The following is an 11,286-nucleotide window of genomic DNA, read 5'->3' as shown; positions in this document are numbered from 1 at the left end:
CGATTCGGCGCGGTTCCTCGCCTTCGCCCGGAACATGGGCCTCGGCGCCACGCTCGAGGCCGACGGCGCCTGGCCGGAGGCGGGCACGCCCATCCGGGAGGAGCATGTCCGCTTCGCCAAGGCGCTCGTCGCCATGGGCCACGGGCGCGGCGACGACCGCGTCGTGGGGTTCCGCACCGAGTTCGTGGCGCTCGCCAATCCCTATACCGACGATCTCGCCGGGGCGTTGCCGGTGCAGCTCTGGCTCGACGGCGCGCCGCGGCGCATGGCCCAGGTCGAGGTCTTCGCGCGCCCCGAGGCCGGCGGTCCGGCGACGCGGACGGTGCACGAGTCCGACAGCAACGGCATCGTCGTCCTGTCGGTGCGGCCGGGAATGCAGTACCTCGTGCATTCCGTCGCGCTGGAGCCCGGCGACGGGTCCGAGGGCGCGCCGGACTGGCGCACGCTGTGGGCGAGCCTGACCTTCGAGGTTCCGGCCCCCCAGCCCCCGCAATGAGGCAGCCCGTGTCGCCCGTGCCGCTTGCCCCCGGCCGGCCGCCACGCTATCGGAACACCCGACCGAAGGAGTGACGCGATGGAAAAGTTCACCAGGCTCACGGGCGTCGCCGCGCCGCTGCCGCTGATCAACGTCGATACCGACATGATCATCCCCAAGCAGTTCCTGAAGACCATCAAGCGGTCGGGCCTCGGGCGGAACCTCTTCGACGAGATGCGCTACGACGCGGACGGCAACGAGATCCCGGACTTCGTGCTGAACCGGCCCGCCTACCGCGACGCGCAGATCCTCGTCGCGGGCGAGAACTTCGGCTGCGGCTCCTCGCGGGAGCACGCGCCCTGGGCGCTCCTCGACTTCGGCATCCGCTGCGTGATCGCGCCCTCCTTCGCGGACATCTTCTTCAACAACTGCTTCAAGAACGGCATCCTGCCGATCGTCCTGCCGCAGGAGGACGTGGACCGGCTGATGGACGACGCCCAGCGCGGCGCGAACGCCATCGTGACGGTCGACCTCGAGACGCAGACGATCACCGGGCCCGACGGGGGCGAGATCGCCTTCGAGGTCGATCCCTTCCGCAAGCACTGCCTTCTGAACGGCCTCGACGACATCGGCCTCACGCTCGAAAAGGCGGCGTCCATCGACAGCTTCGAGGCAGCCGCCTCGCAGAGCCGTCCCTGGGTCTGATCGGCTAACCCACTGATGCATTTGCGGCACAGTCGCGCCTGCAATTGGCGCGGCACGGCACCGCCATGACCGCCGCGCGCTTGCGCGACCGGACAGATCTGGGCAGATTTGTGGCAAAATTCGGGCGGTTATGGCGCCGTCTCGGTCCATTCATCTCAATTTTGGACCGAGCGGGTCACTCAGCGGACCGATTCAAAAATTAGGAGTCGGGGCAACCGGCTTCGAGATTGAGGTAGATCGAGTGCTGACCCAACTCGTTGGTGCAGTGGCCCGCGCGCTGATCGCCGTCGTGGTGATCGCGACGCCGTCGCTGCTTATCCCGGGCACGACGCCCGAGGGCACGCAGGTCGTGACGCTGGTCGCCCTCGCGCTGGGCGTGTTCGTCGGCATGGAATACGCCGCGACCTACCCCGGCCTGGTCGAGTTCCGCGACGCCCCGCCCTTCAACCGGGTCCGCATCCTGACGCTGTTCGTGACGCTCTTCATGCTGAGCCTCGTCGCCAATGCCGCACCGGGCGAGGGGTCGAGCCTGTCGCTCATCGTCAACGCCTTCGGCATCGTCGTGGCGAACGCGCTGGACCTGCCGTTCAGCCCCGTCCAGATGATCGAGGCGCACATCCCGCCCGGCGTCGATCCCTTCACGCTGAACCAGATCCGCGGCATGACCGGCATCGCGACGCTCGTCATGCTGATCTCGATCTTCGTCTTCGCGCTGCTCATCCGGCTGCACCAGTGGCCGAACCGGGGCACCTCGTTCAACGTGTGGATCAACCTGCCGACCTTCGACCCGACCACGGGCGGCGACGTTGTGAAAAGGTTGCGCCGCGACTCCCTCGTTAACGTTATCTTCGGGATTTTCGCGCCATTCGTCCTGCCGGTGGTGGCGGTCGTGGCGGCGAACCATGTCCAGATCGCCGTGCTCAACTCACCGCATGCGCTCGTCTGGGGAATCACGATTTGGATGTTCATTCCGCTGAGCCTTCTGATGCGGGGTCTCGCCATGGGGCGGATCGCCGACATGATCGGCCAGCGGCGCGCGCGTCTCACGGCGTCGCTCGCGGCCGACGCGCCGCCCTCGCCGGCCTTGTCGCGCTAGCGGGCATTCCCGCGGGCGCCGGAGCCCACGCCGAGAGCTTCCGCCTCGCGGTCTACCACGCCGGCCTTTCCCGCGACGGGCCGGGCCGTCTGCTCGCCGACATCGTCTCGGGCGACGATCCGCAGGTTCTGGCCGCGCGCGAGGTGATCGCGGCGGCCGATGCCGACATCCTCCTCCTTCTCGACATCGATTACGACGCGGGCCTCGCCGCGCTGACCGCGCTCGCCGGGGCGCTGGAGGCGGTCGGGCGACCCTATCCCCACCGTCTTGCGCTATCCCCCAACAGCGGGCGGCCGACCGGCATCGACCTCGACGGCGACGGACGCAGCCACCGGGCGCGCGACGCCCACGGCTTCGGCTACTTTACCGGCGACGGGGGCATGGCGCTCCTGTCCCGCTTACCCTTCGGCGCGGTGCGCGACTTCACCGCCTTCCGCTGGGCCGACCTGCCGGAGAGTTCCGCCGCCCCGGTCACGCCCGAGGCCGCGCTCGATCTCCTGCGGCTCCATCATGTCGGCGCGTGGGACGTGGAGATCCTGACGCCCTCGGGGCCCTTCCACCTGCTGGCCGGTCACGCCTCCGCCCCGGTCTTCGACGGGCCGGAGGACCGCAACGGCCTGCGCAACGCCGACGAGATCCGGTTCTGGCGGCTCTACCTCGACGGTTGGACGCCGGAGGGTCCGCCCTTTGCCGCGCAGGCCTTCGCGATCGCGGGCACACTCAACCTCGACCCCGACCGCGGCGAGGGGCGGCGCGAGGCGCTACGGGCGCTCCTCGGACATCCCGCTGTGCGGGACCCCGCGCCCGAGGGCGGCGCGGGCACGGCGACGGCGGAATGGCCGCGAACGGGCGCGCTCCGCGTCGACTACATCCTTCCCGCGGCGGACCTCACGGTGACGGGCTCGGGCATCCTCTGGCCGGGGGCGGAGCCCCTCCTCGGTATATCGGCGGAGATGGCGGCCAGCGCCTCGGCGCACCGGCTGGTCTGGGTGGACCTCAGGTTCTGACCACCGCAAGCGCTCCGGGACACGCTGGCCGCGGGCCTGTCGCCCATGCTCACTTGACCCTCCGCGAGGCGCGGACTAGGCGATGGCGACATCACACCACGAGGGACCAAGACCATGACCAGCCGCTCCTTGCTCATCCTTCCCGGCGACGGAATCGGCCCCGAGGTCATGGCCGAGGTGCGCAAGGTCATCGACTGGTTCGGCACGCAGGGCATCGCCTTCGACGTGACCGAGGACCTCGTGGGCGGCTGCGCCTACGATGCGCACGGCACGCCGCTGACGGACGCCACGATGGCCAGGGCGCAGGAGGTCGACGCCGTCCTCCTCGGCGCGGTGGGCGGGCCGAAATACGACAAGCTCGACTTCTCCGTGAAGCCCGAGCGCGGGCTCCTGCGCCTGCGCAAGGAGATGGACCTCTACGCCAACCTCCGCCCCGCCCAGTGCTTCGACGCGCTGGCCGATTTCTCGTCGCTGAAGAAGGACGTGGTCGCCGGCCTCGACATCATGATCATCCGCGAGCTCACCTCGGGCGTCTATTTCGGCGAGCCGCGCGGCATCCACACCGAGGGCAACGAGCGCGTGGGCATCAACACCCAGCGGTACACCGAGAGCGAGATCGCCCGCGTCGCCCGCTCCGCCTTCGAGCTCGCCCGCAAGCGCAACAACAAGGTCTGCTCGATGGAGAAGGCCAACGTGATGGAATCGGGCGTGCTCTGGCGCGAGGTGGTGCAGGAGGTTCACGACGCCGAGTATCCGGACGTCGAGCTGTCGCACATGTACGCCGACGCAGGCGCGATGCAGCTCACCCGCTGGCCCAAGCAGTTCGACGTGATCGTGACCGACAACCTCTTCGGCGACCTCCTGTCGGACCTCGCGGCGATGCTGACGGGGTCGCTGGGGATGCTGCCCTCGGCCTCGCTCGGCGCCCCGATGGAGAACGGGCGGCCCAAGGCGCTGTACGAACCCGTCCACGGCTCGGCCCCGGACATCGCGGGGCAGGGCAAGGCGAACCCGATCGCCTGCATCCTCTCCTTCGCCATGGCGCTGCGCTACTCCTTCGACCTCGGGGCCGAGGCCGACCGGCTCGAGCGCGCGGTCGAGGCGGTGCTGGCCGACGGGCTGAGGACGGCGGACCTCCTCGGCGAGGAAGGCAAGACGCCCGTTTCCACCGCCGAGATGGGCGACGCCATCGTCGCGAAACTCGCCGCGCGCGTCTGACGCTCGACGGCGGCGACCGCGACCGGGCTCCGAGGCGGCTTCCGCCCCGGGGCCGATTGTGGCACACGTCCAGGGAGAGCTTCGGAAACCTCCCAAATGCCGGTCGACAGACGCAACCTGACAGGCGCGGGCTTCGCGCTACTGGCGTTCGCGCTGTACGCGACGCATGACGTCTTCATCAAGCAGCTCGGCCAGACCTTCTCGCCGTTCCAGATCGTCTTCTTCTCGACGCTCCTGTCCTTCCCGCTCATCACGCTGATGCTGATGCGCGACCGGACGAGCGGGACGCTCCTGCCCGTGCATCCCTGGTGGACGGCGCTGCGCACCGGGTGTTCGGTCCTCGTTGCGGGGACTGCCTTCTACGCCTTCTCGACCCTGCCGCTGGCCGAGGTCTACGCCATCCTCTTCGCGGCGCCGATGCTGATCACGGTCCTGTCGATCCCGATCCTCGGCGAACGCGTCGGCCTCCACCGCTGGGGCGCGGTGATCGTCGGGCTGATCGGCGTCATCGTCGTGCTCCGCCCCGGCGCGTCCGAGCTCAGCCTCGGGCACGCGGCGGCGCTGACCGCCTCGATCGGCAGTTCGCTCATCGCGGTCATCATCCGCAAGATCGGCCGCGACGAGCGGAGCGCGGTGCTCCTCCTCTACCCGATGATGGCCAACGCGATCGTCATGGGGTCGCTCCTGCCCTTCGTCTACGTGCCGGTCGAAGGCGTCCATTTCGCGATGTTCGCCGCGATGTCGGTCTTCGGCTTCGCGGGCGGCCTTCTCATCATCGCGGCCTACAAGGCGGCGGACGCGGCGATCGTCGCGCCGATGCAGTATTCGCAACTCCTCTGGGCGGCGGTCTTCGGGTTCTTCTTCTTCGACGAGTTTGCCGATCTCTGGACCTGGGTGGGCGCCGCGATCATCATCGCGAGCGGCCTCTACATCGTGCTCCGCGAGAGCCTGAGGGGCAGCACCTCCGCCGCGCCGGTGCTGCAGACCCGCTCGCACCCCGACACGGGCGTGCGTCCGAGGGTCAGCGCGATGGAGAAGCTGACCGACGCCGCAGAGTGAGGGGGCCGAGTGAGGAGCCCAATGAGGGACTTGCCAAACCCCGCCCGAGGCGCTACCCCGCCCGCCACGGTCGGAGTGTAGCTCAGCCTGGTAGAGCACTGTCTTCGGGAGGCAGGGGCCGGAGGTTCGAATCCTCTCACTCCGACCAGATTTCACGAAATCGTCGCGTTTGACCGCCGGTCACTCCGCCGCCCGCAGCACGGCGACCGCTGGCGCGGGCGCGTCCTGCGCGGCACCGCGCCGCCGCGCGTAGACGAGGCGGAACGCGGCAGGCGTGAAGTAGAAGCTGACGACGGTGGACAGGAGCACGCCACCCGCCACCGCCATCGCGAAGGGCGGCCAGAAGCCGCCGCCCGCGAGGATCAGCGGAAGGAACCCGCCGAAGGTCGTCACCGTGGTCGAGGTGATGTGGCGCGAGCTGTCCATCACGACGCCGACCATCGCCCCGGGCTCGCCCGCCGCCGCCTCGGCGTTCTCCTGGAGCGCCGTCATGATGATGAGCGCGGCGTTGATCGACACCCCGATCGAGCCGATGAGCCCGATGATCGCGTTGATCCCGAAGGGATACTGGAAGATCGCCAGCGCCAGCATCGAGAGACCGGCCGAAAGCCCGCTGACCACCAGCGCTACGCTCGCGAGGCGGAAGGAGCGGAAGGTCATCACGACGACCGCAATGGAAAGCGTCACGATCAGGCCGAGCGGCGCCAGGAGGTTGTTGAGCGTCGAGGACCGCGCGTCGCTGTCCCCGCCGATCTCGAGCCGGTAGCCGGGCGGCAGCGCGAAGCCCTGCTCCGCCATGGCGGCGCGGATGTCGGCCAGCGCCTCCTCGGGCAGGACGCCCTCGACGAGGAAGGCCTGCACGGTGTTCGCGCGCTCGCCGTTCCGGCGGGTGATCGTGCCTTCGCCGGGCTCGAGCCGGACCTCGGCCACGGCGGATAGGGGCACGGCGGGATGATCGCCGCCCAGCGCCCGCGCGACGGCATCGCCGGGCAGGAGGCCCATGTCGCGGATCGCCGCGGGATCGGCCCTGAGCCCGTCGCCGAGGCGGACGCGGACGGGCAGCTCCTCCGTCCCCTCCACGAGCGAGCCGCCGGTCATGCCGACGAGCGCGGCCTCCATCTGGCCCGCGACGTCCGCGAGGCTGAGGCCGAGCCGTCGTGCCTCGGCCTCGTTCACGTCGAGCACCAGCTTCGGCGCCCCCTCCGAGATCGAGGCGCGGGCGAGGGTGACGGCCTCCTCTGCCGCGACGAGTTGGCGGAGGCGCGCGCCCTCCTCGCGCAGCGTCGCGACCTCGGGCCCCACGATGCGGAGCTCGACCGGCGCATCCACCGGCGGGCCCTGCACGAGACCGCGGACGAGCACCTGCGCCTCGGGTGCGAGACGCGGGAGATCCTGCTGGAGCAGCGGCAGGATCTCCGCCGTCGCGTCGGCGGAAGACGTCCGCACAAGCGCATGGGCGAAGCCCGGCGCGCCGTCGCGGTCCGAGACAACGTTGTAGTAGAAGGCGGGCGCCGACCGGCCGACGACCCAGGTGACGCTCTCGATCCCGGGGGTGCCCGCGAGCGCGGCGTCGTGGCGGGCGACGACACCTTGCGTCGCGGTCAGCGCGGTGCCAGGCGCCATGTCCACCTCGACGGTGAACTGGTCGCGGTCGACGCCGGGGAAGAACTGCGCCGTCAAGAGCGGCAGACTGGCGAAGCCGAGCACCGGCAGCACCAGCGACAGCGCGATGGAGCGCACCGGGTTCGACACCGACCACCGGAGCGAGGCGGCGACGACCCGGCCGAGCGCGCCCGAGGGCAGGCCGCCCGCGAAGCGCCCGCCCGCGCCGTCGGGCAGCAGCCATCCCGCGATGGCCGGCGTGATCGCCACGGCCACCACGAAGGACCAGCCGAGCATGATGACGACGGCCAGCGCGATGGAGCCGACGAAGTCGCCCGCCGGTCCCGGCAGGAGGATCATCGGCATGAAGCTGAGCGCCGTCGTCGCCGTCGAGGCGAAGAGCGGCATGGTCAGGCGCGAGACGCTGTCGGCCACGGCCCGTGCGCGGGTGGCGCCCGCACGCAGCCGCCGTCCGACCTCGTCGGTCATCACGATGCCCGCGTCCACCAGAAGGCCGAGGGCCACGATCATGCCGGTGACGCTCATCTGGTGGATCGGCAGCGCGATGGCGTTCATCGTGGCGAGGCTCGCGAGGCTGACCACGGGCAGGATCACCGCCACGATCAGCGCGGCGCGGAGCCCGAGGGTCAGGAGGAGCACGGCGACCACCAGCCCGACGCCGAGCGCCATGTTCGCGCCCACCTCGGCCAGCCGCTCGGCGGTATAGGTGGACTGGTCGAAGACAAGGGCGGCGTCGATCCCGCCGGGCAGCTCCGCCTCGAAGGCGGCCAGCGCGGCGCGCACCTGCGCGGCCCAGACGTCGACCTGAAGACCGTCCTCCAGCTTCGCCGCCACCAGCACGGCCGGGAGACCGTTCTGCACAGCCGCCTCCGCCACGGGCGTGCGGGGCCCGCGCGCGATGTCGGCGATGTCGCCGAGGCGGAGCGTCGCGCCCTCCGCCCCCTCGCGCAGAACGATGGCCGAGAGGCGCGCGAGGCTCTCGATCTCGCCCGCGACCTCGACCACCAGTTCGTCCGAGGCGCCCGTGACCTCGCCCGCGCGGAGCTTGGCGTCCGCCGCCTGCACCGCCTGCGCGACCTGCGCGGCGCTCAGCCCCAGCGACGCCGCGCGCGCGGCGTCGAGCGTGACGGTGATCTCCTCCTCGGGCAGGCCGTAAAGTTCGACCATGCTGGTGCCGGGCACGTTCCTGAGGATGTCGCCCAGCGCCTCGCCGTAGCGCCCGATGAGCGTCAGGGGCACGCCTTCGCGCGCGGGCGTCAGCGCCACGATGGCGCCGAAGGCGCCCGCGCCGTCGGTGCCGAGTTCCGGCTCGAGCGCGCCCGAGGGCAGGGTCGGCGCGATATCCGAAAGGGCATCGCGAAGCTCGGACCAGACCTGCTCGATCCGGTCCTCGGCGATGGTCTCGACCAGCTCGACCGAGACGATGGAAATTCCCGCGGCCGAGGTCGACTCGATCACGGCGACCTCCGCGATCTCGCGCAGCGCCTCCTCGATCTCGACCGTGACCAGCGCCTCGACGCGGGCGGGCTCCGCCCCGGGATAGACCGTGGTGACGGTGGCGAAGATGTTGGTGATCGTCGGGTCTTCCTGCCGCCCGATGGAGACGAGCGCCGAAAGACCGGCTGCGACGATGACGAGCAGGGCGAGCGCGACGATCCGGGGCTCGCGCCAGGTGAGGTTGCCGAGGCTGCGCATCACCGGACCTCCGCCAGCGTCACGGGTTCGCCGGGGACGACGCGGTGCGTGCCGCCCGGCAGGTAGAGCGCACCGTCCGCGAAGCTGCCGCGCACATAGGCGCGCTCGCCGTCGAGATGCAGGATCTCCGCCGCCTCGAGCGCGATTGTCTCGTCCTCGGCCAGGGTCAGAAGCGTCCAGGCCCCGCGCGGCCCCTGACGCAGCGCGGCCAGCGGCACCCAGGCGCCGCGCTCGGCCCGGATCTCGGGAAGGATCACGTCGCCGCTGGCGCGGGCGGGGGGCGCCTCCGTGCCAGGCGCGAGGTCGAAGAAGGCGACGCGGGCGCGGGTGGCGGCGTCGAGCTCGGGCGCAAGCTCGGCGAGCCGTGCGGGAAGCCGTCCGCCCGCCGTCTCGATCTCCACCGCCGCGCGCGGCACCAGCCGTCCCGCGAGCGCGGGGTCGAGCGCGACGCGGAAGCGCGCGGGCGCATCCTCGAGGAGCGTCACGACCGCGGCACCCGGTCCCGCCACCGCGCCTGCATCGAGAAGGCGCGCACCGATCCGCCCCGCGAAGGGCGCGCGGATCTCGGTCTTGGACAGGCGCACCTCGACGGCGACGAGGGCCGCGTCCACCTCGGCCAGCGACGCCTCGAGCTGGGCGAGCTGGAGCGAGGTCTCGTCGAGGCGCTGCTGCGCGACATGGCCCTGGGCGCGCAGCTGCTCCTGCCGCGCGTTCGTCCGCCGGGCAAGTTCCGCCTGCGCGTCGAGCGCGGCGCGGGACGCTTCCAGCCGGGTCCGCTCGGCCTCCAGGAGCCGCGTGTCGAGCCGTGCGACCACGTCGCCCATGGCAACCGCGTCGCCCTCGCGCACCAGAACCTCTGCAATGGTGCCACCCTCCTCGAAGCCGAGCGCAGCCTCCTGCGCGGCCTCGAACTGGCCGGTGAACCGGCGGGTGAGCGTCACGCTGTCGGTCAGGCGCAGCACCTCGGGCGCCACGACGGTCCGGGGCGCGGGCGGCGGCCCCTCGGCCTGCGAGGCGCGGGCGGCGAGAACGCCATATCCCGCGACCCCCGCGCCCGCACCGGCGCCGATCACGAGAAGCGTCAGCGCCACGCGGCCCGCGCCACGAAGGAATCCCGGTCGCGTCCGTGCCTGGTCTGCCGTATCCATGTCCTGCCTCCCCGAGAGGTTGCGAAGTTAGTGTCGCTAACATATGTAAGCGATGCTAACTTCGGCAAGCGCAAAGTTAGCGACACTAACTTATGGGCGGGCAAGCCATTGACGCAGAAACGAAAGAATTACCATCACGGCGCGCTGCGGGAGCAGTTGCTGGAGGCCGTCCGGCACCTGGTCGAGGCGCGCGGGCCGGATGGATTCTCCATCGCCGAGGCCTGCCGCATGGCCGGCGTCAGCACGGCGGCCCCCTACAAGCACTTCAAGGACCGCGAGGAGATCATGCATGCGGTGATCCTCGCCGCGATGCACCGGATGGGCGACGCGATGCAGGCGGCGGCCGACGCGCACCCGGCGGGCGATCCGGAGCGCGTCGTGGCGCTCGGCCGCGCCTATATCGGCTTCGCGCGGCGCGAGCCGGGGATCTTCGCGGTCATGTTCGGCCATGCCAGCACCCATGCCGAGGACGAGGCGCTGGCCGAGGAGGGCGAGGGCAAGTTCGCCATCGTCGTCCGCGTGGTGGCCGAGCACCTCGGCCTGCCGCCGGACCATCCCGAGGTGCACGCAAGGGCCTACGCGCTCTGGTGTGCCGTGCACGGGCACTGCTTCCTGGTGCTCGACGGCAAGGCCGACAAGACCAAGATCATGGTGAGCGAGGAGGACTACCTCCGCCTCGTCGGCGCGTCCTACCTGCCTCCGAGGGGCGCCTAGTCCACCATCGCCGTTGCGAGGCGGCTGTCGATCAGTTCCTCCTCCACCAGCACGTAGATCTCCTGCGGCGGGGTGGAGAGGCCGTGGACCATCACGCCCGGATCGACGCCCATCTCGATCAGGTAGGCCATCGTCTCGCCCTGGTTGCGCTGGATGTCCTCTACGGCGAAATAGACCGGCATGTAGCCCGGCGCGTCGTAGTAGTGCTGGTGCAGCCCGACGGAGCCCTGCGCCGAGACGCGGCGCTCGACCCCGCCCGCCAGCGCGTAGGGACAGGCGGAGAAACAGGCGGCGCCCGCGGGGATCAGCGTGTCCAGCTCGCGCTCCCGCAGGAGGCGGCCGATCCTCAGCGCCTCGTCCACGTCGCCGCCGGGACTGTTCATGGCGGCGAGGGGAGGCACCGCGTCGAGCCCGGCGAGGAACGCGTCGAGGCGCCGGGCGTCGCCGGCCTCGATCCCGCCGTGGAGCGTGAGCATCGGCCCGAAGTCGGGGTCCTCCGTCACGGCGGATTCCACCCGGCGGGGCGCGTCCCCCCGGAGCGGCCGG

General features: G+C 71.0%; 10 protein-coding genes and 1 tRNA gene. 8 read left to right on the top strand and 3 right to left on the bottom strand.

Annotated elements, in window-relative coordinates:
* From ACTS11_RS04490 to ACTS11_RS04460, 7 genes are all read left to right on the top strand, one after another.
* Nucleotides 1-496: DUF4198 domain-containing protein (locus ACTS11_RS04490; protein WP_442639145.1), on the top strand; the 496-nt coding region annotated here is incomplete at its 5' end.
* A gap of 78 nt (nt 497-574) precedes the next feature.
* Entirely contained in the window at nt 575-1,180 is a 606-nt protein-coding gene (gene leuD / locus ACTS11_RS04485; RefSeq protein WP_442639144.1) for a 3-isopropylmalate dehydratase small subunit, read from the top strand.
* A gap of 241 nt (nt 1,181-1,421) precedes the next feature.
* A complete protein-coding gene (locus ACTS11_RS04480) occupies nt 1,422-2,276 on the top strand; it encodes a hypothetical protein (protein ID WP_442639143.1) in 855 nt (284 codons plus the stop codon).
* Nucleotides 2,277-2,281: 5 nt separating this feature from the next.
* On the top strand, nt 2,282-3,283 hold the full coding sequence (locus ACTS11_RS04475) for an endonuclease/exonuclease/phosphatase family protein (protein ID WP_442639146.1): 1,002 nt from the start codon (nt 2,282-2,284) through the stop codon (nt 3,281-3,283).
* Nucleotides 3,284-3,397: 114 nt separating this feature from the next.
* Entirely contained in the window at nt 3,398-4,501 is a 1,104-nt protein-coding gene (leuB, locus tag ACTS11_RS04470) for a 3-isopropylmalate dehydrogenase (protein WP_442639142.1), read from the top strand.
* 96 nt (nt 4,502-4,597) lie between these two features.
* Nucleotides 4,598-5,560: a DMT family transporter gene (locus ACTS11_RS04465; protein ID WP_442639141.1), complete on the top strand. Its 963-nt coding sequence runs from the start codon at nt 4,598-4,600 to the stop codon at nt 5,558-5,560.
* A gap of 71 nt (nt 5,561-5,631) precedes the next feature.
* Nucleotides 5,632-5,708: transfer RNA gene (locus ACTS11_RS04460), tRNA-Pro, on the top strand.
* A 32-nt stretch (nt 5,709-5,740) separates the two neighbouring features.
* Here the strand turns inward: ACTS11_RS04460 and ACTS11_RS04455 are convergent.
* Nucleotides 5,741-8,878 (bottom strand): efflux RND transporter permease subunit, encoded by a 3,138-nt coding sequence (locus tag ACTS11_RS04455; protein WP_442639140.1) that lies wholly within the window; start codon nt 8,876-8,878, stop codon nt 5,741-5,743.
* A complete protein-coding gene (locus tag ACTS11_RS04450; RefSeq protein ID WP_442639139.1) occupies nt 8,878-10,026 on the bottom strand; it encodes an efflux RND transporter periplasmic adaptor subunit in 1,149 nt (382 codons plus the stop codon). Before ACTS11_RS04450 ends, ACTS11_RS04455 begins: the two co-directional genes overlap by 1 nt.
* 108 nt (nt 10,027-10,134) lie before the next feature.
* Here ACTS11_RS04450 and ACTS11_RS04445 point away from each other — a divergent pair, with 108 nt between their 5' ends.
* Nucleotides 10,135-10,740, top strand: a complete 606-nt coding sequence (locus ACTS11_RS04445; RefSeq protein ID WP_442639138.1) for a TetR/AcrR family transcriptional regulator — start codon at nt 10,135-10,137, stop codon at nt 10,738-10,740.
* On the opposite strand, the gene ACTS11_RS04440 is transcribed toward ACTS11_RS04445, so the two are convergent.
* The coding region (locus tag ACTS11_RS04440; RefSeq protein WP_442639137.1) for a hypothetical protein at nt 10,737-11,286 on the bottom strand (550 nt) is incomplete at its 5' end. The genes ACTS11_RS04445 and ACTS11_RS04440 overlap by 4 nt on opposite strands.

This window comes from Roseicyclus sp., assembly GCF_052168335.1.
Classification (GTDB): domain Bacteria; phylum Pseudomonadota; class Alphaproteobacteria; order Rhodobacterales; family Rhodobacteraceae; genus Roseibacterium.
The sequence above is the reverse complement of the archived record's forward strand: the minus strand, read 5'-3'. Positions and strand labels throughout refer to the sequence as shown.

Coding starts and splice junctions, on each gene's coding strand:
- leuD (WP_442639144.1), top strand. CDS start 575: ATGGAAAAGTTCACCAGGCTCACGGGCGTCGCCGCGCCGCTGCCGCTG.
- leuB (WP_442639142.1), top strand. CDS start 3,398: ATGACCAGCCGCTCCTTGCTCATCCTTCCCGGCGACGGAATCGGCCCC.
- ACTS11_RS04465 (WP_442639141.1), top strand. CDS start 4,598: ATGCCGGTCGACAGACGCAACCTGACAGGCGCGGGCTTCGCGCTACTG.
- ACTS11_RS04455 (WP_442639140.1), bottom strand. CDS start 8,878: ATGCGCAGCCTCGGCAACCTCACCTGGCGCGAGCCCCGGATCGTCGCG.
- ACTS11_RS04450 (WP_442639139.1), bottom strand. CDS start 10,026: ATGGATACGGCAGACCAGGCACGGACGCGACCGGGATTCCTTCGTGGC.